General features: G+C 42.3%; 19 protein-coding genes and 1 pseudogene. 1 reads left to right on the top strand and 19 read right to left on the bottom strand.

The genetic code is table 11. The features are described from left to right. Positions 1-5: 5 nt before the first annotated feature. The 16 genes from ACLTOQ_RS04460 to ACLTOQ_RS04385 form a co-directional block, all read right to left on the bottom strand. Positions 6-1,022 (bottom strand): glycosyltransferase family 2 protein, encoded by a 1,017-nt coding sequence (locus ACLTOQ_RS04460; protein WP_412318855.1) that lies wholly within the window; start codon positions 1,020-1,022, stop codon positions 6-8. 9 nt (positions 1,023-1,031) lie between these two features. Further along, complete coding sequence (locus ACLTOQ_RS04455) at positions 1,032-2,099, bottom strand: glycosyltransferase family 2 protein (RefSeq protein WP_412318854.1); 1,068 nt, start codon at positions 2,097-2,099, stop codon at positions 1,032-1,034. After that, a complete protein-coding gene (locus ACLTOQ_RS04450) occupies positions 2,081-2,236 on the bottom strand; it encodes a MarR family transcriptional regulator (RefSeq protein ID WP_412318853.1) in 156 nt (51 codons plus the stop codon). The genes ACLTOQ_RS04455 and ACLTOQ_RS04450 overlap by 19 nt, the downstream gene beginning before the upstream one ends. Continuing rightward, a complete protein-coding gene (locus ACLTOQ_RS04445; RefSeq protein WP_412318852.1) occupies positions 2,218-2,658 on the bottom strand; it encodes an ATP-binding protein in 441 nt (146 codons plus the stop codon). Before ACLTOQ_RS04445 ends, ACLTOQ_RS04450 begins: the two co-directional genes overlap by 19 nt. A 184-nt stretch (positions 2,659-2,842) precedes the next feature. Then, positions 2,843-3,937 carry a glycosyltransferase family 4 protein gene (locus ACLTOQ_RS04440; RefSeq protein ID WP_412318851.1) on the bottom strand — a complete coding sequence of 365 codons (1,095 nt, stop codon included), beginning with the start codon at positions 3,935-3,937 and terminating at the stop codon, positions 2,843-2,845. Positions 3,938-3,994: 57 nt separating this feature from the next. Beyond that, a complete protein-coding gene (locus tag ACLTOQ_RS04435) occupies positions 3,995-5,200 on the bottom strand; it encodes a glycosyltransferase (protein WP_412318850.1) in 1,206 nt (401 codons plus the stop codon). Further along, positions 5,197-7,140, bottom strand: a complete 1,944-nt coding sequence (locus ACLTOQ_RS04430) for a WecB/TagA/CpsF family glycosyltransferase (RefSeq protein WP_412318849.1) — start codon at positions 7,138-7,140, stop codon at positions 5,197-5,199. Before ACLTOQ_RS04430 ends, ACLTOQ_RS04435 begins: the two co-directional genes overlap by 4 nt. Then, on the bottom strand, positions 7,133-8,764 hold the full coding sequence (locus ACLTOQ_RS04425) for a hypothetical protein (RefSeq protein WP_412318848.1): 1,632 nt from the start codon (positions 8,762-8,764) through the stop codon (positions 7,133-7,135). The genes ACLTOQ_RS04430 and ACLTOQ_RS04425 overlap by 8 nt, the downstream gene beginning before the upstream one ends. A 164-nt stretch (positions 8,765-8,928) precedes the next feature. Beyond that, positions 8,929-10,032 carry a DegT/DnrJ/EryC1/StrS family aminotransferase gene (locus tag ACLTOQ_RS04420; RefSeq protein WP_412318847.1) on the bottom strand — a complete coding sequence of 368 codons (1,104 nt, stop codon included), beginning with the start codon at positions 10,030-10,032 and terminating at the stop codon, positions 8,929-8,931. Between the two features lie 41 nt (positions 10,033-10,073). Next, a complete protein-coding gene (locus ACLTOQ_RS04415; RefSeq protein ID WP_412270997.1) occupies positions 10,074-10,820 on the bottom strand; it encodes a glycosyltransferase in 747 nt (248 codons plus the stop codon). Continuing rightward, positions 10,817-11,764: a glycosyltransferase gene (locus ACLTOQ_RS04410; protein ID WP_412318846.1), complete on the bottom strand. Its 948-nt coding sequence runs from the start codon at positions 11,762-11,764 to the stop codon at positions 10,817-10,819. Before ACLTOQ_RS04410 ends, ACLTOQ_RS04415 begins: the two co-directional genes overlap by 4 nt. Positions 11,765-11,773: 9 nt before the next feature. Next, positions 11,774-12,910, bottom strand: coding sequence for an FAD-dependent oxidoreductase (locus ACLTOQ_RS04405; RefSeq protein ID WP_412318845.1), 1,137 nt, complete (start codon positions 12,908-12,910; stop codon positions 11,774-11,776). Continuing rightward, on the bottom strand, positions 12,907-14,484 hold the full coding sequence (locus ACLTOQ_RS04400) for a hypothetical protein (RefSeq protein ID WP_412318843.1): 1,578 nt from the start codon (positions 14,482-14,484) through the stop codon (positions 12,907-12,909). Before ACLTOQ_RS04400 ends, ACLTOQ_RS04405 begins: the two co-directional genes overlap by 4 nt. A 115-nt stretch (positions 14,485-14,599) precedes the next feature. After that, positions 14,600-15,541, bottom strand: coding sequence for a dTDP-4-dehydrorhamnose reductase (gene rfbD / locus ACLTOQ_RS04395; protein ID WP_412318842.1), 942 nt, complete (start codon positions 15,539-15,541; stop codon positions 14,600-14,602). A 136-nt stretch (positions 15,542-15,677) separates the two neighbouring features. Continuing rightward, a complete protein-coding gene (locus tag ACLTOQ_RS04390; protein WP_412318841.1) occupies positions 15,678-16,754 on the bottom strand; it encodes a glycosyltransferase family 10 domain-containing protein in 1,077 nt (358 codons plus the stop codon). Positions 16,755-16,766: 12 nt separating this feature from the next. After that, on the bottom strand, positions 16,767-17,762 hold the full coding sequence (locus tag ACLTOQ_RS04385; protein WP_412318840.1) for a glycosyltransferase family 2 protein: 996 nt from the start codon (positions 17,760-17,762) through the stop codon (positions 16,767-16,769). A 301-nt stretch (positions 17,763-18,063) separates the two neighbouring features. Here ACLTOQ_RS04385 and ACLTOQ_RS04380 point away from each other — a divergent pair. After that, positions 18,064-19,229 (top strand): annotated as a pseudogene (locus tag ACLTOQ_RS04380) (IS110 family transposase). Positions 19,230-19,440: 211 nt separating this feature from the next. Here ACLTOQ_RS04380 and ACLTOQ_RS04375 read toward each other — a convergent pair. The 3 genes from ACLTOQ_RS04375 to ACLTOQ_RS04365 form a co-directional block, all read right to left on the bottom strand. Continuing rightward, positions 19,441-20,490, bottom strand: coding sequence for an O-fucosyltransferase family protein (locus tag ACLTOQ_RS04375; RefSeq protein ID WP_412318839.1), 1,050 nt, complete (start codon positions 20,488-20,490; stop codon positions 19,441-19,443). Between the two features lie 266 nt (positions 20,491-20,756). After that, positions 20,757-21,665: a haloacid dehalogenase-like hydrolase gene (locus ACLTOQ_RS04370; protein WP_412318838.1), complete on the bottom strand. Its 909-nt coding sequence runs from the start codon at positions 21,663-21,665 to the stop codon at positions 20,757-20,759. Positions 21,666-21,735: 70 nt separating this feature from the next. Beyond that, positions 21,736-22,776 (bottom strand): DUF3298 domain-containing protein, encoded by a 1,041-nt coding sequence (locus tag ACLTOQ_RS04365; protein ID WP_412318836.1) that lies wholly within the window; start codon positions 22,774-22,776, stop codon positions 21,736-21,738. Positions 22,777-22,835: the final 59 nt, after the last annotated feature.

The following is a 22,835-nucleotide window of genomic DNA, read 5'->3' as shown; positions in this document are numbered from 1 at the left end:
TTCATTTAATACTCCCTGCTCACTTTATATCGCAGTGTCTCAGCCAGCTTCGATACAATCAGTCTGCAGTTTTTCAGAGAAAAGCCGCAGATTCCGAATGTCTGTGCGATCGCTTTCACCGACTTACTCCGGATCATCCACTGGTATAAAAGCTTCTTCAGTTCCTCTTCCAGCTCTTTCTGTGCATAAATCTTTGTTTTTTGATTCTGCTCAAGAAACAGCGGAATCAGCTTCGCTGCCTGTCGATAATCCTCCAGGGCAGCGTTTTTGATTTCTTTTGCCCAGGTTTCCAGCACATCTCTTTGCTTTTCATCCAGTGAAATGTCCAGCCATTCCAGCTGCATGCTGCGTACTCTGGCTGCATTATTCGTCTGTTCGCCGCTTTTTTTACTGGAAACCTGTTTTTTATGAACCCGGTAGTCCAGAAGGATGTCCGGCGTCACTCCGATTCCGAATTTTTTTGCAACTCTCGCCGCAAAGTTATAATCCTGGGCGGAACGATAAGATTCATCATATCGGAAGCCTTCCTGTACAATCAGCTCCCTGCGCATCATAAAGCCTGGATGCGCCAATACAGGTCGAATCAACATCATCGCCTGCAGTTGCTTCGGTGTTCCCTGAATCTGCGAGATCAGATCTTCTTCGCCAAACATATGAGTCCTGCAGCTGATCAACATCAGATCCGGATGTTGTTCCAGATATGCGATCTGTTTTTCAAACCGTTCCGGTCTGCTCTTATCGTCGCCGTCCATCCGGGCGATATAAGTGCCCTGCACATATTCGAGCGCTGTATTTAAGTTTCTGGTCAGGCCTCTGTTCTCTGTGTTTCGAATCAAACGGATTCTGTCATCATGATAATTTTCTATGATTTCAACTGTCCGGTCTGTCGAACAGTCGTCCACAATAATCAGTTCAAAATCCGATATCGTCTGAGCAAAAATACTGTCCAGCGATTCTTTCAGATACTGTTCATCATTATAAACCGACATCACCACACTGACCAGTACTTTTCCTCTTTTCATCACTTTTCCCTATAATCCTTTCCGATTTCGCAACCACGCGAGCAAGATAACCGCTTCTGTATGCTGTCCCTTTACTGCCCACAAAAAAATCTTTTGCGCTGTGCCAAATTTTCCTGCATCCAGTCCATTTACCGCATCTTTTACAAGCTCGCTGCTACAATAGGTTTCTATCTGTTTTTTTACCGTTTTGCGCGGAACCTCTCCGATTCGTCTTACTTCCTGCTTCACGCATTCCATCAGGCTGACCCATACCATCCTTCGGATTCGTTCCTGTGTCTCTTTTTCTATACCGTAACGTCCTGCATATTCTTTTAAAACATTTGCCAGCACTTCTGTCAGGTGAAACCGATCCGGGCGGTATGCATGGGAAAACGATGCCTCATTCTGGCAATAATGATAATAGCAGCCCGGATCGATCACTGCCTTTTTTGCAAGCAGGCAGAAATCCAAATTAAAAATCGTATCTTCGCTGAAATATTCCCGCTCCGAACGGAAGCGGATTTTTCCTGTTTCAATCACACTTCTACGAAACATCGTCATACATGCGGAAACACCCCGCATTTCCTCATCATCTGCCGAGTCTCCAAAAAAATGAAGCACAAAGCGCTTTCGGATCGCTTCGTTTTCGTAGCACTGTTCTTTTAACTGCGCCCGGTAAAACAGCTCTCCCTGCGGCGTCTCGATCTGATAGCCGAAGCTGCACAGATCTGCTCCCTCCTGTTCCATCCGGTCTGACAGCTTTTCACAGGTGTCCGGTTCAATAAAATCATCCGAGTCGATAAACAGGACATAACGTCCTTTCGCAATATTCAGCCCATCATTTCTCGCCAGACCCTGTCCCGCATTTTGTTTATGGATCACATGGATTCTCGGATTCTGCTGTGCAAGTTCATCACACAAGCTCCCACTGTTGTCTTTCGATCCATCATCTACAAGAATGATCTCAATATTCTGCAGCGTCTGTCCCCGCAGGGAATCCACGCAGCGTTTTATATAGTGCTCCACGTTGTAAACCGGTACGATTATGCTTACAAGAGGCTTCGAAATAGCAGATTCCATCATTTCTTTACAACCCACTTTCCACTTCTATTGGATCCCTGTCTTTCTATCAATCCATCTTCCCGTAAATCTTTTATCAGTTTCTGAACCTGTTTTCTTGTAAGATTAAATTCTTCCATAAGCTTAACCTGAGTTATCATCGGATTTTCTTCCATTCGCCGTAATACATCCAGCTTTTTTTCGGCTCCTTTTTTTGGCTCCTTTTTGGCTCCTTTTCGGTTCCTGCTTGTGTGTTTTCCTCTTTTAAAAACGCCTCCTGCACAAACAAACGCGAAATAAAGTAGCTGTGATCATCATCTGTCTCAAATTCCGGTTTCGGTGAACCATTCTCTTCAAGAGCTCTAAGAATCTTGCCAAATCCGGTATTTCTGCCTTCTGTTAAATGTAACTCCTTAAGAATATCACCAATGCGCCGATTTCTATATCTGCGGTTTGATACCCTGTATCGTTTTAAACCTTCCTGTGTAACCGAACGATCCGGTCCCGGAAAACTTACAATTTCAATCATTTCCTTTTCAACCCGTACTTCTATCGGTTCTCTGATATCATATGCACGATGGTAAACTGCATTTGCCAATGCCTCTTCCACTGCAGCATATGGATAATTATACACCCAATCCGCCTCTGCCTGATGATTTACTCTGTCATCAAACGGAACTCTATTTGTCAGGTTAAACAGATCTTTTTTCTTCATCATCAGAGGGTTCTACCGTATTACATGACATATCCTGCAGGCACTTTCTTGCCATTCTCATAAATTTCTATCCCACAATCTCCCTGCAAAACTCCCAGATGTCCTGCGCCATTCTCTTTTCATTCCATTTCTCCCGAACAGAATTCATGGCGTTCTCTCCGAGTTTTTCGGCAAGCTTCGGATTTTTTATCAGGCGCTCCATCTGTTCTGCAAGTTCTTCTGCATTTTCCGGCTCATAGAGCAGGCAATCCTGTCCGTCTGTCACATAATCTCTCAGGCTGGGGACATTTGCCGCAATCATCGCTTTTTTTAAAAGCATCTGCTGCAGCAGTGTCATCTGCCCGAATGAATAGTTAAAAGACTGCAGTGGAAGCACACAAAAGGTCGCTTTTTCAATTTCTTTTATCAGCTGCGTAACCGGAATAAATCCGACGGTCTCAACACCGTCATATTTCCGATCCAGCTTTTCTTTCCCAATCAGTTTTAACTTCGGGAAATCAGCAAGTCCATCCTGATTTCGCCCTTTTTGCAGATTTCTCAGTTTTTCGTATGCCTGCAGCAGCGTATCCCAATCCCGTTTATTATAACCGACACATAAAATATACGGATTTTCTTTCTCTATCGGTGTTCCGGTCGGCTGAAAATATTCTGCATCCGTCCCAAACGCAATATATCTGCTTTTGGAAAGCAGCCACGGGTGGCACTTTTCGTAATAGGTAATCTGGCTCTTTGTATGATAAATCACGCCGTCCAGAGACTTGCTTGCAAACTGCATCAGCTTCAGCGCTTTTCCTTCTTCCTCCGCGCTGTTAAAGCCACCGATGTCAAACACGATATGCTTATATTTTCCATGTCCGAACAGTCTGCGCCACAGGCACAATACAATCCCACTCTGCATTCCATGGGACAAAACCAGGTCATACTGATTTAATTTCGGCAATACCTTCAGCGTCTGCCAGATATAAAACCGGATTTTTTCTTTTTCAAAGCGTTCCAGCCATGGAAATGAACGGATATCCACAACATCTACGGAAATATCATCCGACAGATACCGAAAAAACCAGTATTTCTGTCCCGGTACGACATAGTCCGGCGGCTGTTTTCCTTCCGGTATTTGATTTTCATAGGCAACTTTCCAGTTGACCAGCATCAAAATTTTCACACTGCACCTCATTTTCAAGCATATACTGTAGAAGTATTGCTGCTCAATGTGTTCTGCTCAGGCTTTTAAACCGCCATAAATCTGCAGCAGCTTTTCACAATATTCATCCAGATTCAGAAAATCTGTTTCCTTACAATTTCTGGTATACTCTTCAAGCCGCTCCGAATCTCCCCAAAGATTTCTGATCTTCTCTTCCAGCTCTTTTTGATTCCCCGGTTCAAAAAATTCACCGGTCATTCCTTCTTTAATCAGTTCAACCGTTCCGCCAATTCTGGACGCAATAACAGGCGTTCCATAATATTGTGCTTCAATTACACTAAATGGACAGTTTTCATACCACTCTGACGGGAAGACAACAAACTTCGCCGCTGCAATTGTCTGGTAAAGCTTCTTTCCCTTCGTGAAACCGATATTCTTCACATTTTTCAACTGATTTACTTCATTTTCCAACGGTCCTTTTCCTGCAAACACAAAAGGAATATCGTTTAATTTTTCACAGGCTTTCAGTAACGTTTTAATACCTTTTTCTTCTGAAAATCTGCCAAAATACAAAACATAATCTTCCTTTTTGACCGGATATAACTCCTGCTCTGGCAAAAAGTTATGCATCGTCACCGTCTTTCCGTCCAGATCCGGATTCGTCTTCAAAACTTCTTCCAGGAAATGGCTCGGGCAGATCACCGTATCGAACATCCGATACGCATGGTTATGCTGATAGATCTTCGCTTCCACGCTTCCCAAGAGGCTCTTCACGCGGGAATTGTGGATACACTTGTGTTTCGTGCAGTTCCACTGCTTCTGTCCCAGGCATTCCTGGCACAGCTTGCCGGACGGTCTTTGCATCAGATGGTTTGGACAGACGAGCTGAGAATCATGCGCCGTGTATACGATCCGAACCGTTCTGCCGGTCTGTTTCTCATATTTACGGATCGCATAGAGAATGGATGGTGTCAGCTGGAAATTGAAATTATTGACATGAACCACGTCCGGCTGAAGGTCGTCCAGCACTTTCCGGATCTTTTTTGCAGCCTCTGTCGAATAGAGAATCTGGAACGGATACCGTAATTTTTGAAGTTTTCCGGTATGAAAATCCATATTCCCTGTATAGCAATCAAGCCGGTTCGAAACGACCCGGCCTTCATGCTCCATTCCAAAATATTCTACCTGATGCCCCATCTTCTGAAGCTGTTTCCCGACTTCAAAAATATAGGTTTCCGATCCGCCGTTCGGATGCAGAAATTTATTGACAATCAATACTTTCATTTCTGATTCTCCCGTGCCTTGAGCACATGCTGATAAAGATGCAGTGTCTGCTCCGTCACCCGATCCCAGTTATATTTTCCACAGATAAAGTCTGCATTTTCCTGATGTGCTTTCTGCGTCTGTTCCGGATGCGCCAGCACTTCCTCCAAACGTTTCTGCAAATCTCTTTCATTTCCCTTTTCAAAATACAGGGCATGATCTTCCGCCACCTCTGTATTTTCCGGAATATTGCTTGCAATACAGCAGTTTCCATAGCTCATCGCTTCCAGCAGTCCAAGCGCCATCCCTTCAATATCACTGGGCAGTACAAAACAATACGCGTTAGAGTACAGCTCTTCCAACACTTCCCCCTGTACAAATCCGGTCATAATCACACGGCTGTCTTTTGCCGCCAGATCGACCATTTCCTGTACGTATTCCTGAGAATGGCTGCTGCCGCCCGCAATCACCAGTTTTTTATCCGTCTCGATTTGTTCAAACGCATGCAGCAGATAATGCAGTCCCTTTTCCGGTACAATTCTTGCCAGGAACAGGATATATCCGTCTTTTTCCAGACCATACTTTGCCTTAATTTCGGAATCGCCCTTTAAAATCGGTCTGTTGATTCCATTTGGAATAAAACGGGTTTTTCTGCCGTATGTCTCCTGAAAATAATCCTGCATATTGTGCGACAATACGATCACTTCATCCGCATGGAGTGCGGCGGTCTTTTCCCCCAGCTTCAGCATATGAGATGCAAAATTTCCCCATTTGGAACGCTGCCAGTCCAGTCCATGAATCGTCGCCACTGTCGGGATTCCAAACAGTTTGGTCAGCCAAAGCATAATACACGGTCCTTCCGCATGGAAATGCACAATATCATAATGCCCGAACAATGACCGGATTGTTGCCAGAAAAGAATATACAATCGCATTTAACTTGCTGCTGGAAAACGTTGGAATCGTAAAAATCCGGATTCCCTGAAAATATTTTCCATGTTTTTCATCAAATTCTTTGCCGGATACATGGTAACCGGAACGATTATACGCATCCACCCGGTTTCCGGAACGAACCATTCGTGTAGACAGCTCTTCCACGACGATCTCCACACCACCTTCTCTCGACGGAATGCGCTTATGTCCGATCATTGCGATCTTCATTCCTGTCTTCGGTCTTGAAGGTGTATGCACCAGCTCCTGATTTTTCTTTTTTAAAAGCTTGTTTTCTTTCCAGACATAATGAATAAACGAAAAATTTGTATCCATATATCGTGGAATCAGGCGTTTCGGATCCTGCATCAGCCGAAACAGCCATTCCAGACAAAGCTCCTGCATCCAGCCCGGCGCACGTCTTACCGTTCCCGCATGGAAATCAAAGCCTGCCCCTACGCCCAGCATGACGCCATGCAGCATTCCGGCATGTGCAGCCATCCATTTTTCCTGTTTTGGAGCTCCCAATCCAATCCAGATAAAATCCGGTTTTGTATCATTGATCTGTTTTACAACCGCCTCGTCCTCTTCTTCTGTCAGCGGTCGAAACGGTGGGGAATACATCCCGACAATGTTCAGCTTCGGATACTTTTCACGCAGTCTCTGTTCCAGCGCATGCAGTGTATTTTCCGTACTGCCATAAAAATAGTGCCGGTATCCCTTTTTCTCGGAAAGCTCGAAAATTCTCGGCATCAAATCCGGTCCAGGAACACGTCCCGCCTCCTGATGTCCGCGCATCCGACATACAATAGACAGGGGTTTCCCATCCGGAAGATTCATTGCACTGCCGTTTTGCACTTTCCGGTATTCTGCATCACGAAATGCCATGACCGTCGTATGCACATTGGAAACACAGATATATTTTCCACGCAGCTCATCCAGGTGCTGATCCATATAATCAACTGTCTCATTCATCGTAATGACATTGATGTTTGTTCCCAACAATTTACAGAATTTCAGTTTTTCATTCATACTGTCCGCTCTTTTTCCGCCCTTTTTCTAAAATTTCCGCAATACCTGTTCCAAGCAGTGTTCCGGCTGCTCCGGTCAGGATTGCTGCTCCGATCATACCCCTCATCCATTCCACTGTTACAGTAACTCCAGAGAACCGAAACATCGGTGTCTCTTCTCCCATATAATACAATACTTCCGAGCCGTTTGCCCGCTCTTTTGCAGCTGCTTCCTCGTCCAGGTAATAGACTTCCTGCAGCGAATAATCACAGATCGACTTGGGCACAAGATACTCTTTGGGCATCTGTGCCGTCAGTCCAAAAGCAGTGCCTCCGATCACGACACAAGCGCAGGTCAACGCAGCAATCAAATATTTCTTTTCTCCTGCTGCAGCCCCTATCCTTTTCAACCCCAGCAAAAAATTTTCTGCAAGTTTCTCTGCCGGAGCATTTTTCGGAAGACTCCGATCACCCAGCGTACAGATTCCAATCCATGCGATGTTCTGCCGCCGGATCGGGTTTGCCTCGTTTAGCAGATAACTTCCCACAAAAATCAGGGAAACATTTTTAAAAGAAGTATTGAACAAAAACGGCTCCGATATTCCGGCAATCAGAAATCCCAGCGTAATCGCCAGTTCTTTCCGCCGGTTCTCCTTTACCAGATTCCGGATGGTAAAGAAATAGGCGATCATCAACAGGACAAAAACAACCGCCCCGTAGGTCATCAATGCAAACACATAAGAATTGTCCATGTTCAGATCTTTATCCGCCAGCTGGAACTGCTGTCCGAACAGTGTAATCCTTTCCTGCGTTAGAAAATATTTGGAAAGACGCAGTCTGGTATTCATCAGTTTATTCATCACTTCATAAAACTGATTTCCTTCCGGAATCAGCGGCGCCAGCAGGGAAAATGCCAGTCCTGCCGGAAGCACGCACTGCATCAGCACTTTTTCCGGCTTTTTAAACTGACTGCGCAGTTCAAAATACAGCACCAGCATCAGATAAATTCCGGTCAACAAAAATCCGGTAAAGCTGACTGAATAGATAAAAATCAGTACGTTTCCGACAAGCGCGGCAACAATCCAGCCAAACAGCTTTTTGCCTTTTTGCTGCAACAGATAAAACAGAAATGCCAGCAAAATTACATAGGAAATATGGAATACATTCGGATGCGGATATCCCATACTCCACCGGAAGATAAAGGCTCCGAGCTTTTTATGTACCAGCAGAATGCCTTTGTCCCAGCCGATCAGAAACGCCAGAATCCGATAAAGGAACACGCTGCTCCAGACAACCGCCCCGACCTGAAAGACCTTTTTTATCCGCACATCTTTCATACCGATCAACATCATTACGCAGGTCAGCATTCCCTTTTCCGCAGAGCAGCGCCAGCTCAGAACGCCGAGCACGCCGAACACCGCTGCGACCAGAAGCTGCCACGGCGTATATTTTGTCAGAATCAGTTTCAGCCCAAGGCATCCCATTCCGATCAGCAGACAGAGCTGATACGGACGCATCCCATCGTACCAGCCCATTCCCTTTGAAAACAGCATCACACCGAAGAAAATCAGGTATAAAAGCTCATTGACTGTCAATGCAGCTTCCTTTTTCTGTGTTTTTAACTCCATTCTATCTGTCACTGCCAAAACTCCGGCACTCCTTGTGTTTTAGTTTTCCATACGGGAAAATCTTCCAAAATGCAGAATTCCCCGTTATACGAGAAGTATACCACTTTTGAGGCAAGAGGACAATCTGTTCCTGCCTGCCCTGTTTTCAGGTACTATACGGTCTGGTGTCATAAGAATCTGTTTCAGGTGGTCTGATACGCATTACAAGCCCGGATTACCATTTCAACTTCCTCGTCCGTCATTTCCGGGAACAGCGGCAACGTCGCGCAATGGGATGCCAGATACTCCGCGTTTGGACAATCTCCAACCTGGTAACCAAGATGCTTATAAGCATTCTGCAAATGGCAGGGCACCGGGTAATGCCGGTTGCACTCAATTCCCTTCTCTGCCATATAAGCCAGAAAACGTTCCGGGTCATCCTCCACCTCCACCTCAAACATATGGAAGACCGGATTCGTATTTTCCGGATGATGCTGCAGGGTAATCGCCGGATTTGTAATTTCCTTTGTGTACCGCCATCCAATCTCCCGCCTGCGGGCAGTCCATTCCGGCAGATATTTCAGGCTGACACTCAGCACTGCTCCCTGGATGCCCTCCAGTCGATAATTATATCCGATCATGTCATGATAATAACGCACTGTACAACCTTGATTTTTCATCATTTCGATCGTATCGAAGTACTCTTTTCGATAGCCGGTTACACTTCCGCCTTCTCCAAACGCATACAGGTTTTTTCCAGGATAAAAGCTAAAGCATCCGAGATCTCCCAGCGTTCCAACCATTTTCCCCTCATATAAAGCGTCATGTCCCTGCGCACAGTCTTCCACTACATACAGATGATGTCTGTCAGCTATTTCTTTTACCTTGTTAAATTCAAACGGTTGTCCATATAAATGTACACCAATAATTGCTTTCGTCTTCTCTGTGATCTTTTCTTCGATTTTATCCGGGTCTATTTCCCAGGTATCCGCAGTACAATCCACAAATACCGGAGTCGCCCCCGTATAAGTCACACCCCAGGCAGTCGCAATATAGGTATTGGCAGGAACGATCACTTCGTCCCCTTCTCCGATTCCCAGCGCAACCATCGCACAATGAAGCGCAGAGGTTCCATTATTTACGCCCGACGCATAGGGAACTCCACAATGCTGTGCAAATTCTTTATCGAATTCATCCGCATACTTTCCACCGGAAAATGCGGTATCCTCACACACTTTCTGAATGGCTTCCAGATACTCTGCCTTATGTTTCTGATAATCTCTCGTTAAATCAATTCTTTTGAGCATAGTGTTCTCTCTCCATCCTTCCGGTTTTGTATCGCAATCGTTTATTTTCTGAGTTTATCTTCCTGACGAAATGCCTTTTTCAGATGGTACATCTGAATCAGATAATTCTTGATCGTTTTCCACACTTTTACCGTCGTATTGTAGTCTTCCTGCCATTCGACCGGCATATCATAAATTTTCATTCCATCCCGTTCCGCGCGGAGTAAAAATTCAATCGTATAAAACCAGCCGTTATCCTGACTGCTTTCCCTTACAAGCTGCTCTGCCGCTTCTTTTCTCAGAAAAGTGAACCCGCAGACCGCATCGGTCGCTTTCATATGAAACAGTGTTTTTAACAAAAGTACAAGTCCCATGGACGTGATCTTCCGATACCATTTTCGTCCCTTTGTGTCAGATTCTTTGCTGAACCGGCTTCCGTTTACATACTGTAAATTCGGATCGTTCTGAAACATTTCGATCGTTTTCCCGAGATATTTTAAATCTGTGGAAAGATCAATATCCATGTATCCGACCAAGTCACAGGTATTGATGGAAATTCCTTTTCGAAATGCAACACCAACGCCGCGTTCCCCTACCCTGACATAACTTACTTCCGGATATTTTGCTGCAAGGGCTTTGCCGATTTCTGGTGTTTCATCCTCCGAACCATTATCCAGGATTGTCAGCTGGTATGGTATCGTTACATTTTCTTTTAAATAAGCCATAGAACGTTCGATCCCGTTTTCCAGTCTCAGCCGTTCATTCAATACCGGAAACAACAAATTGATACTCAATACGTCCTGTTTCATCCTTTTACCACCTTTTCAATATCCATAATCAGATATCTCTGTTTTTTAAAAATCAAATTCAGCATTACAGACAAATATTTCAAAATAATCGTCAGTAAGGCAAATACGCCAAAAAATCCCAATGCCATAAAGCTCATGGTAGAAATCCATCCTTCCACCACCGCATTATGAAAAATCAGGTCCTTTGCAACAAAAATTCCCATTCCGACAGACAACAATAAAAAGATGCCGCATATTACTGCTGAAACCGTTTCCATCGCATTTGTGAAATAAATAAAAGAATCGAATGCCAGGGAAAATCTCTCTCCCACATATTGGTTTTTTCTCTTTCCTTTTTCCAGAGAACGGTAATTCATAACGGCAGTATTTAATCCGCAATTGGAATAAACTGCTTTTCGATATGGAATATACTGCCCGATGGATTTGATCCGGTTGATTGCACGCCTGGAAACAATCCGAAAAGTTTCCGGTCCGATTTTTCCTCTTCCTCTGCTCGTTTTATTGTAGCAAAAATAAAAGAACCCGGATGTCATTCGGACATGATCCCTTGTCCCTGCCGATACAATATCATTGCCTTCCAGAAGCTTATCATAAACTTCCATAATCAGCTCCGACGGATAATCCACATAAGCCGTGTCGAACTCATAGATAAAATCTCCGATCGCAAGATCCCTGCCTGCATTCATCGCGCTTTCCAGGCCGTGAAAAAAGCTCATATGAATAATATTGACCATTTCCGAACAATGATTTTCTTCCAGATATTCTTTTAAGACGCCAATGGTACCATCCGTACAGGCATCGTTTACACATACAATTTCAAAATTTGTAAAATTGTCCTGAAACACCGGCAACACCTTTTGAAAAAAAGGTACTACCTCATTTTGTGTATTGTGTAAATATAAAACCAATGAAACAAATTTTTTCTGTTTAACCCTGTTTTCCATTTTTCATCCCTATAAATATGTATCCAGATCATATACTGTATTGATTTTTCCAGACAACACACTGATAAACGTCGGTCTTTCACTCAGCACTTTGATTGCAGTCGGCCTGGAATCATCCACCTCTGACGATTTCAGGATCGGCTTCATCGAATATAATGACTGCTGATAGGTATATCCGTACTCTGCTTTCATGTATTTATTCGCCAGCTGCGACATATACATCCAGGCGGATTCCGGTTTATGCGGGCACTCAGAACAATTTCCCAGATGCCCGGGCGTGCAGGAATTTTCTCCGCTTTCCAATCCTTTTTGACAGGAAAATGTCGGCAATTCCTCGTATGAAGTGACATGCGGTGTAAACGTAACTGAGGTCAGAGAATGCAGTCCTGTGCATCCAAACGGCATGATTGAAAAAAACGGACCATCCATCACAGTCAGACCGATCGGTTTTAACTTCTCTGTCGGTTTACAGAGAATAATTTCACACAGTTCATATTTTATTTTGAACTTTTCTGTCCCGACATTCTCCAGTTTTTGCAGGATCTGATTCACGGAAGCATAGGACGCGTTTAACACAAAAGAAGTTTCATATTCTGTTCCATCTTCCAGACGAATTACAAATGATTTTTCTGTCTTTGTGATCCGGTCAATTCTGGCACAGTACTGAATTTCGACATTTTTTTGTTTTTCCAGCTGTTCCTGATAATACGCCCCGAGGATTTTCGCATCGTAGGTATATTCTTCTGTCAGAAAGGCACCATCACACATTCCCGGATTGAAATATTTGGCCGCAGACACTTCTTCGCAACGGATCCCGGCAGCTTTACAAAATTCTACGAATTCCACCGCATTCGTCCACGAAAACTTTTCCGAAGTCGCGTAAATCTGATCAAATTTATCATGAATACAAAAAGAAAAATCCTCTACAAATCTCCGAAAATATCCTGCGGATTTCATTGCAGTCGAAAGGCTTCTCGGATAATGATATCCCATATGTACCCTTGCCTGGTTGATATATGTTGCCCGCTGAAACGGTGCTTCGTCATATTCCAGAACGAGAACCGTTTCGTTACGTTTCCCGCACAGATTTGCAGCATAACATCCATACAATCCGGCACCAATTATAATTTTATCGAATTTTCTCATTTTTTAACCCTGCGCTCTGATTTCTGGTTCAGATATTCTCTCAGATTGTCGATTCCTTCTGTCGCAAGGAACACAAAAATCGGTACAAATGTATACAGATATCTTGCATGTGCCTCAAAAATCTGCAGATAAAGCATCAGCCCCAGCACTGACAGCACTGCAACCTGGCGTTTTTTGTCCAGGGGTCTTTTCGTAAATACAGAAAAAGGGACAAGAACCAGTACCATATACCACAAAATCTGCCGAAACAGCGCCTGATACCGGTACAGCGTATCTTCCGTGTTATCATAATACAGCGAACGGATCAGGGAACACAATACTGTTCCTCTTTCCGGGAAGATTTCTGTATAGAAAGTCTCGCCAAGTCCTCCCCATCCGAAGCATCCGTCAAAATAGTTTCTCGCTGATTTTTTTACAAAATGCTGCAGATATCCGCCTACGCCGAAATCTTTTAATCGTTTTCCGATTTCCTTTAATTCCGCCGCATGCTGCTCCTCTACACTGGAAAAGCTCGTCGAATAATCAAAATCCGCCTGGCTGTAGCCACCGTTTGTATCTTTATTCAATCCCAGCATCATGTGATGCTGCCAGCCAAGCACGGTATCCGTAACAACCGGGAAATGCATGGAACCAACAACTGCAGAAACTCCCCCAGCTGCCGCTCCCAAGCCAAGCACTGCTGCCAGACAATATGCCAGCAACGATTTTTTCCAGACGCTCTGCTTTTTCAACAGCCTGCCAGCAAAATGAATTCCTTCCACTGCAACGATCGCAATCACCACAATTGCCGCCATCGGCTTGATCTCAAAACCGATGTAACACAGGAAAAACATAAGAAACAGCAATACACATTTTTTCTTTGCAGACTCTGTCTCTTTTAATTTCACATAAAGCCAGAAAAGAAAAACCGGGAAAATAATACCGGTAGAATCTGAATACGGAATCATAATCCACGCCGACAACCCGCCCAGAATAAAATAAAATCCATATGCAATCCAGGCAATTTTCTGATCCACAAAATGGCGCACAGTCTTATAAAGACAAGCCCCTGCACCTGTCACAAAAATACACTGAAATAATGCAAGCAGCATCGTACCATTTGAAATCGGTGTACCTATTACATCATTTAATTTCAACACTATAGAATAAATCCATACCAAAAGCAGATTATTGGGATACACAGAAAAATAATATCCCATGCTGTTGATGCCATCCTGATCCCCCATCTCCACGAAATGAGCGCCATACCAGACTGCGCCCGGATCCCATGCCGTCCTGAAAACCGCGTTCCAGATCACGACAAACTGAAGTGCCAGCAATACAAGGGATGCACACAACAGACAGATATTTTCTGTTTTTATGGTTGTCGTTTTGTCTGATTTCAATTTTTTCTTTTTCCATACGCACCAGACCAAAATTCCATCGAGTAACGCCGCAATCAGAAAGACTGCCGCCCCCGGAATTCCACAATAACTTTTCTTTACATACCCAAGTGCCATGACCCAGAGATACACAAAAGAGAAACACAGCAAAACTTTTAAAACACCGGACAGCCAGTCTTTCTTCACTTCCATAACTCTTCTCCCGTTATAATACAAACAATAGAATGCACGCTCTGCGGGCATTCTATTGTCATGAATAAAGCCTCCCTGTGGAAACCTTACTTGTATCTTTTCTCTTTCTTGTACCTTACATCCCAATTTCTTTCAAATATCTCCGCAACGCATCCTGCCAGGTCGGAAGCGGTGTGAAGCCGTTTTTCACCATCTTGCTCTTATCCAGTCTGGAATTGAACGGGCGTTTTGCTTTGGACAGGCCATATTCTGCTGTTGTCACCGGCAGTACCGTCAGTCGGTCTTCGGAATACTCTGTATGTCCCAGCTCCACTGCCTGTCGGAAAATTTCCTTTGTAAAATCATACCAGCTGATGTAGCCGCCCTCGTTGGTCACATGATAATAACCATATTTGTCGGTTTCGATCATGTCTACCAGCAAGCGTGCCAGATCATAGGTGTAGGTCGGTGTGCCGACCTGATCGGATACAACCTTCAGCGTATCGTGGGTCTTGCCGACATTTAACATGGTCTTGATGAAGTTCTTGCCATTGATGCCGAATACCCATGCAATCCGGACGATAAAATACTTGTCCAGGGTCTCCGAAACTGCAAGCTCGCCTTCCAGCTTCGTCTGTCCGTAAACGTTTAAAGGCTGGTAGGTTTTGCAGTCCGGATCCCAGGGCTTAGTACCCTGTCCGTCAAATACGTAGTCGGTGGAAAGGTAGACCATCTTGCAGTCCAGCTTCTTACATACCTCTGCGATATTCTTCGTGCCGCCGGCATTGATGCTGCGAACCTTGTCCACCTTATCGTCATCCTCTGCCAGATCCACTGCAGTCCATGCCGCGCAGTGTACTACAGCATCCGGCTTTATCTCCTGTAAAACAGTTTCTACTGCCGCTGCATCGGTGATATCCATCGATACATAAGGCATCTTTGTTACGGCACTGCCGTCTGCAATACCGCTGTATTCTGCTGCCAGATCCGAGCCAATACCCTCGTGACCGCGTTTGGCAAGCTCATTCATCACATCATGTCCAAGCTGTCCGGCTACGCCGGTTACCAATACTTTCATTTCAGGCCTCCCTGTTATTGTTTCTATTCACGATCATATCCTATTGTAACATAGAACGCAATGACAAATCGATACATCTCACCAATCATACTCTGTGCCTTTTCATTGTTTTTCCATTACTTTTCGAAACATTTTGTCAGGCCTTTTTTAATAATTTCTTCACAAAATTCTTTAGTTCGGAAACTAATTTCAAATACACAGGATAAATCCGAACATATATCTTGTCATAAAAATGCATTGAAAACTCTGTGCGATGAGAAACCGCATTCAGAATATCCTGTGCATACTTTTCTCCGCTAAATAAATAAACTACTTTCTTGTTTTCTAATAATTTTTTAGCAGAATAAAGGTATTTCTCATATTGTTCTTTTGACATATGTATCAAATAATCTGCCAATTCATCATAAGATTTAAATTGATAAAAATCAATAAAACAATCTTCCGGAATATATTCTTTAACATTTTTTGCTCCTGCATAAATCGGAACAATCTGTGAATTTAAACAATCCCAAATTTTCTCAGTAATATAATTTTTATCCATCCTGGTATTTTCAAAACATATCGCAAATCGATAATTATGAAAAATTTGCTTCTTATCTTTTATCTTTCCTTTATAACACGGATGGTTTGTATTTTCCCAACCCACACCATAAAAATCAAATTCATCTGGATAATGCTCTTCAAAATACCGATAAGAATTTTCGCGTTCTGTATACAGTTCATCCTTCCATTTAGATCTTTTATTGGCGGAAATCGCTGTAATCAGCTTTCTTTCCTCGAAGGAAATAAGAGATGGCTGAAAATCAAAGAAATAAGGTATATTGCGTAAAAAGATTCTTCGATTATCAATCCAATCCGGATTCCATGTAAGAATATACGCAAAATACCGTTTTAATGTTTCATAACCATTCGGTGTATTACACTCTGAAACGGTCGGTGGTTCTGCATTACAATAGACCATCCGTTTTTCTAATCCCAATTCAGTAATTTTTTTCACCCAATCCCAATCCAAGACATAAAACAGGAAAAAATCCACTTTCATTAAATCATTAAACAAATCTACGGTATGTATTACATGTCCAAGTCTTTTAAACTCTTCTTGCATAAGATATGCAGCTGTTGGAGTCGGTACTTTTTCCCCCCGATCATCTATTGAATAAAAAATATAATCATTTAATTCATTCTTACTCCATGGAATTACTGCAAAATTCATAGCGTATCTCCTTTATTGAACACAGTGTGTTTTTCGATAAATAGCTGCATATATTGAAAAAGGAACGTAAAGTATCATTATTGTCCGAATTGTCTCTCCAGCAGTAGCTGTTTTTAAATAAGCTGTTTTATATTTTCTTATATAATATCGATATTGCTTTGGTATAACCGAATCCGTATTCCCGCAATCCAAATACCTTCGAATCATATTTAATGACTTTGTTACCAGAAATTTTTTCAACATCGTATCAATTTCATCTGATTTTTCATGCGGATAGGCAAGCATTTTTTCTACCCCATAAATGGAAGTCATAAATTTTTCATTATAACGTAAACGTGTACTACTTGTAGAGCGCATCAACACATTCCATATACTAACATTATGATAAACCATTCCTTTTACATGATTCAGATAACAAAAAACAAACAGACCATCTTCGCCAAAGAGAACCTCTTTGTCAAATTTCAGATGATTAGAACGTATAACATCAAGTGAAAATAATTTATAGCATGCACTCGCATTCCTGTAATAATCCGTATCAGTATTCATCAAAGCATCATGTTGAGACAAAACTACCGCTGCACATTCTTTATCCACGCTATCTGAAATACAACTGCATTGTTCCTGTTCGCTCACAAAAGTTGGTTTTGCCCCAATCAGATATCCCGGATGTTCTTGATAACTCTTTACCAAAATCTGTATGGCATCACAATTCAGCCAGTCATCCGAATCCAAAAATATAGCCATTTGACCTTTCGCTAACTCTATTCCTTTATTTCTAGCGGCTGATACCCCTTCATGTTCCTTTTTTTCTAAACGGACTCTGGGATCTTTTTTGCAATATTGTCCAACTATCTCACAAGTACAATCCTCAGATGCATCATCAACAACTAAGATATCAAGGTCAGTATATGTTTGTGCAATACAGGATTCTAATGCTTTTGAAATATATTGTTCAACATTCCAGGCCGGGATAATAATAGATATCAATAGATTATAATTTTGCATTTATTTTGCCTCGTATTATATAGTAGTAGTTTTTAGAGACCTTCTCCAAGGTCTTAATAACTATTAAATCATAGTCTCGTCTTTACCTCTTCTGTAGGTTCGACTATGATATATGAGATACTGTAGATTGGTTTTGTTCTCCTACCACTTGATGGTTTGATAAAGGCTCCAACCACAGTCTCTTTGTCCATTTGTTAATCAGTTAGATACCGCATGACGGTTTATTTAGAACGAGGTTACAATCACAAGGAGCACCCTGTGGTTCTAAAACAGCATTAATACTTTTCAAAGAAGGTTTATTATGATTTACGTAGGAATTGATGTTGCCAAAAATAAGCATGATTGTTTTATCACTAACTCCGATGGAGAAGTGTTATTTAAAGCATTTACCATCACCAACAACTTAGATGGTTTTAATGAACTTTATCAAAAGATTGCATCCGTTATGGATGATGTAACAAAAATAAAAGTAGGACTTGAAGCCACCGGACACTACAGTTACAATCTTCTTGGATATCTCATTGATAAAGGTTTGCCTGCCTATGTTATCAATCCATTACATACCAATCTGTACAGAAAAAGTCTAAGCCTTAGACAGACGAAAACGGATAAAGTAGATGCCCGCACGATTGCTTCTATGCTCATGTCTGATCTGAACTTAAAGTCCTGCTCAGATACATCTTACCACAACGAAGAACTAAAGTCATTAACCCGTTATCGTTTTGATAAGATAAAAGAACGTGCAAAGCTGAAAATTTCCATTTCCAGGCTTGTCTGTATTTTTTCCCCGAATTAGAAAAACTGGTTCCTCAACTTCATATGGCATCTGTTTATGCAATGCTCTCTGCATTTCCCAGTGCAAAACAAGTAGCTAATGCTCACCTTACCAGACTTACCAATCTACTTTCTGAATCCTCAAAAGGTCACTACGGCAAGGAAACAGCAATCACATTTAGAGATGCTGCAAGAACTTCTATCGGCTCAAATATGCCTGCGAAATCACTTGAACTAAAACACACCATCATGCTGATTCAGGAACTTGATTCCGAGATTGACGAAATCGAAAATGAAATCAAAATCATCATGGATGAAATCAACTCTCCGATTCTCAGTATTCCTGGAATCAGTTATCGCATGGGAGCTATGATCATTGCCGAGATTAGCGATTTCAGTCGTTTTGATTCTCCTGATAAAATCTTAGCTTATGCAGGCTTTTCGCCATCAACATATCAATCCGGACAACTGGATGGTGCTTACGCACGTACGGAAAAACGTGGTTCCAGATACCTGCGATATGCTCTGTACAATGCAGCCAAGTATGTCGATCCAACATTTGCAGCCTATCTTGCTAAGAAGCAAGCTGAAGGCAAACATTACAACGTTGCCCTTTCACATGCTGTAAAAAAGCTGGTTCGAGTCATTTACCATCTTGAAAAATCGAAGCAGCAATATATCAAAGCAGCTTAATTAATTCTAATTCAATACTCCTTTTTGAGCACCTGTCATGATGCTCTTTTTGTCATGCAGTTTCCAAAGTACAAAGAACCCTAACTGAGTTCTCAATATATCTAAAATACATTTCTGTACTTTATTCAAAAAATATCATTTTGAGTCTTGACTTTTAATAGTTAGTCTCACATAATAACTTTCACAAAATGTATTAAGAAAGTTCTTCAGATTACCCTTTTACAATATCTGTATCCGAATACTTTTTTGCATTACCTATATTATTTCCTTTGTCAACAATTTTCAAAAATTCATATGGACTATTTCGTCGATTTTCTATTATTGCGCATATACTGACCTGAGATTTACCTGCAATCAAACCATTGCATCTTGAGAGAGTATACATATCTCTTATTACTTCTAACGCCAGCTTATAATGATGATTTTCTCTTACATTATCAGAAAAAGCGACCGAAACATCTCCGGATGAACGTGTTACATCTTCATAATACAACAAATTCTTTCCAAACTCTTTTCTAAACAAATCAACTGTTGATACGTCATCTGTTGCCAAAAAAATCTTATTAAAACCATATTTTTTAACAGCATCTACCGCATATTTTAAATGTTCCTCTGCTGTAATACAAACAGGATGCCCCAGAAAATTCTGTTTAAAATCTGTAAGACGTACATGTACTCCCAATACTTTATTTTTTCCTAATAAATCATCTGTACTCTGTAAATACCGCAAAGTAATATCATTAAATTTGATATATTTTTGGTTTATTTCTGACATCGCCTGAATATATTCTTCTGAAATATCATATCCATTCACAGGTTTCAGCCGATTGGCAAACTCCCAGTCAACCTCTCTGCTATTGACATAATATCGATATTCATTCGCATCATCCATCTTAACAATCGGCTCAAAAAAATATTCAAATGGATTCTCCGTTCCATTAATCGGATGATCCTCAGCATATGTAAATTGATTGCTAAAATGAACACACGGTTTCCATTGAAAAAAATCTGCAAAATATAAATAATTCAGGAGTTTCTTATATTCCGCAAAAAAACCGTCTCCCCACGTTCCCATTTCAATCTGGTATAATATTCCTGATTTTCCAGTTTTCCTGTCAATATTAGTATTTTCCATGACGGAAATATTCAGACAATCTGTTCCCAAAACACGTTTTCTAAACTGTTCATCAGAATTCTTCTGCAACGCTTCCCAGATCACTTTCACTCGTTCATGTCTGTCAATAAATTCTTTTATTTTCATAGTTTTATTATTCCTCATTTCGCTCAAAAAGTAAAACACATACTCGAAAATATCATTCTATATATCCAACATTTCAGCTTTATTATTAAGTACATAAAATTCTCCGTTCTGCAAATCTTCCGTTCCTTCAATAGGTTAGCAGGAGTAATCTCATACTCTAATAAATCCAGTACAAACTCTTTTCTCAACTGGGGAATTCAGCACCGACTCTATCCTTTTGCTACTTTATTTTTATGTTCTACTTTAAATTTTCACCCTACCATCCCCTACACCAGATGCTTCGGCACACTGCCGGCATATTTTTCGATTTTATTTTTTTCCCGTTCCCGGATTTTGTCGGCAAGCTCCTGAATGCGGTTTGTGATCCACATGTTTGCGGTTGTATTTTCGGAATAATCCGCCTCGGCATACATGTCAACTCTTCCGTCTGCACGCATCTGTTCTACCTGCTTCATGGCAGCGACGTCGCCCTTTGGATAAATGGCAAAGGTGGAACCGCCGTTTTGATGTACAAGGGAAAATGCCGGGATATCGCTTGGTCCGTCTGCTATGTAGATCATATTTTCAAATTTCACACGCCGCAGCTCCTGGGGAATCTTGGAATTGACATCGATGCCGTCAATCTTTCCGATTCCTTTATTGATTTCAAAAATCGCACGCGTTTTCGTCGTATTATCGATCGTATAAACGATTTCGTTGATGAGCGGCTGATTCTCTGCATCCGGCGCTTCCATCAGTTCGCAGCCCCAGACATCATCCACATAATTCATCAGCTCCATTCCCCGGATTACCTCTGCAAACCCGGTGCTGACAATATAATGCTCTACCTGAATATCATATTCCGAATAGCTCGCATCATTTCGGAACATGTTTTTTGTTTTCCGGAAAAATTCCAGTGTCCCCGGATAAAGCTTCTGCAGCTTTCCAAAAGAGCGAAGCTTTGCATTATTTAAGCCCGGGAAAATCCCCTCATGGGCACATTTGATACAATAATTCAGATAATAGGTGTCACGGTTGACCCGCACGCCGCTTTTCTGGTATTCATCCAGAATTTTATTTTCATCCGCCCAGAACTGCTTCGTCTCAACGCCATATTCTGCAAACATCGGATCCTGCATATATCCGTCGATCAGCGTCTTATCGCAGTCCCAGATCACTGCAATCACATTCTTCATAGGCATAATTCCTCTTGCTTCGCACATTTACTTCCAACAATAGAATGCACGCTCTGCGAGCATTCTATTGTCATGAATAAATCTCTTTTACCAGCCCTGTTTCGAACGGAATCTTTACCGCAGTCGGACCAAAGGCATACCCTGCGATATCATAACGGTTAAAGATCACCACCAGCTCATTGTCGGTCAGATACCACTGAATATTGTCGATATCGGACGCTGTCCCTGCAGTATCCGGGGTTTCCTCCCTGTCTGCGGCTGTCATGTCACTGTCCTCCAAATCTTCTTCGGCTGAAAATCCATAAAACATTCCCCTGACAGTATCCTCATAGTCTTCAAAGAACATAAAATCCTCCTGTTCTTCCTGAAAAGCCCTCAGAGTGTCCAGAACCTGTGCGTACAGGCTGTCGTAATCCTCTGTCACATCCCGCAGTGTCAGCCTTTTGCCGGTCTTTGTATCATAATTGTAACCATTATAAACGACGTTGGGATGTGCACCTCCGAGATAGGAATAATCCGTGGTTACGTAGCTGAAGATTCTGTCATCCCCACGCTTCATGGAAATGGTATCCTCGATGCCATATAAAGAGCCAGTGGTTTCCCAATCATTATCCTCCAGGAAGGCCTGCATATCTCCCCATGCTTCCTGCGCCAGCTCATAGGTATCTGCGCTCTGCTGATCCAGCACCTTCTGCAGTGCATCATAGCCGCTGTCTTCGATGGTGGCTTTCTGAACGCTAATTGTGACCAGGACCTCTCCTGCATCGTTTTTCTTTTCTTCCTTCTGATCCTCTACCGTTACCTTGATGTCGGTATTCTCATTTGACGCTGTAATTTCTGTATCCGGGTCTTCTGCAACCAAAATCTCTGCGTCTGTCGCTGCATTTTCCGTGCTTTCCGTTGTATTTCCGGCAATCTCTGATACAGTTTCTACCGCACTTGTTTCTCTATCCGCTGCTGTTTCTACCGTACTTGTTTCTTCATCCGCTGCTGTTTCTGCTGCTCCCTGCATATCTTTTGCAGGGCTGCCGCATGCTGTCATGCTAATGGCCATCGCTGCTGCAAGCATAACCGCTGTCACTTTTTCAGATATAACTATTTTCTTTTTCATTATAATTTCTCCTCAATCTACAAAACAGCGCAAACGCGCCCAATTACCAGTTTGTACCG

Source organism: Gallintestinimicrobium sp. (assembly GCF_046968865.1).
GTDB lineage: Bacteria > Bacillota > Clostridia > Lachnospirales > Lachnospiraceae > Gallintestinimicrobium > Gallintestinimicrobium propionicum.
Note: the sequence above shows the minus strand (reverse complement) of the source record. Positions and strands in the feature narration are given on the sequence as shown.

Excerpts from the sequence above, each read along its gene's own strand:
- ACLTOQ_RS04460 (WP_412318855.1), bottom strand. The coding sequence starts at position 1,022 with ATGAAAAGAGGAAAAGTACTGGTCAGTGTGGTGATGTCGGTTTATAAT.
- ACLTOQ_RS04450 (WP_412318853.1), bottom strand. The coding sequence starts at position 2,236 with ATGGAAGAAAATCCGATGATAACTCAGGTTAAGCTTATGGAAGAATTT.
- ACLTOQ_RS04435 (WP_412318850.1), bottom strand. The coding sequence starts at position 5,200 with ATGAAAGTATTGATTGTCAATAAATTTCTGCATCCGAACGGCGGATCG.
- ACLTOQ_RS04430 (WP_412318849.1), bottom strand. The coding sequence starts at position 7,140 with ATGAATGAAAAACTGAAATTCTGTAAATTGTTGGGAACAAACATCAAT.
- ACLTOQ_RS04420 (WP_412318847.1), bottom strand. The coding sequence starts at position 10,032 with ATGCTCAAAAGAATTGATTTAACGAGAGATTATCAGAAACATAAGGCA.
- ACLTOQ_RS04415 (WP_412270997.1), bottom strand. The coding sequence starts at position 10,820 with ATGAAACAGGACGTATTGAGTATCAATTTGTTGTTTCCGGTATTGAAT.
- ACLTOQ_RS04410 (WP_412318846.1), bottom strand. The coding sequence starts at position 11,764 with ATGGAAAACAGGGTTAAACAGAAAAAATTTGTTTCATTGGTTTTATAT.
- ACLTOQ_RS04405 (WP_412318845.1), bottom strand. The coding sequence starts at position 12,910 with ATGAGAAAATTCGATAAAATTATAATTGGTGCCGGATTGTATGGATGT.
- ACLTOQ_RS04400 (WP_412318843.1), bottom strand. The coding sequence starts at position 14,484 with ATGGAAGTGAAGAAAGACTGGCTGTCCGGTGTTTTAAAAGTTTTGCTG.
- rfbD (WP_412318842.1), bottom strand. The coding sequence starts at position 15,541 with ATGAAAGTATTGGTAACCGGCGTAGCCGGACAGCTTGGACATGATGTG.
- ACLTOQ_RS04390 (WP_412318841.1), bottom strand. The coding sequence starts at position 16,754 with ATGAATTTTGCAGTAATTCCATGGAGTAAGAATGAATTAAATGATTAT.
- ACLTOQ_RS04385 (WP_412318840.1), bottom strand. The coding sequence starts at position 17,762 with ATGCAAAATTATAATCTATTGATATCTATTATTATCCCGGCCTGGAAT.
- ACLTOQ_RS04375 (WP_412318839.1), bottom strand. The coding sequence starts at position 20,490 with ATGAAAATAAAAGAATTTATTGACAGACATGAACGAGTGAAAGTGATC.
- ACLTOQ_RS04370 (WP_412318838.1), bottom strand. The coding sequence starts at position 21,665 with ATGAAGAATGTGATTGCAGTGATCTGGGACTGCGATAAGACGCTGATC.
- ACLTOQ_RS04365 (WP_412318836.1), bottom strand. The coding sequence starts at position 22,776 with ATGAAAAAGAAAATAGTTATATCTGAAAAAGTGACAGCGGTTATGCTT.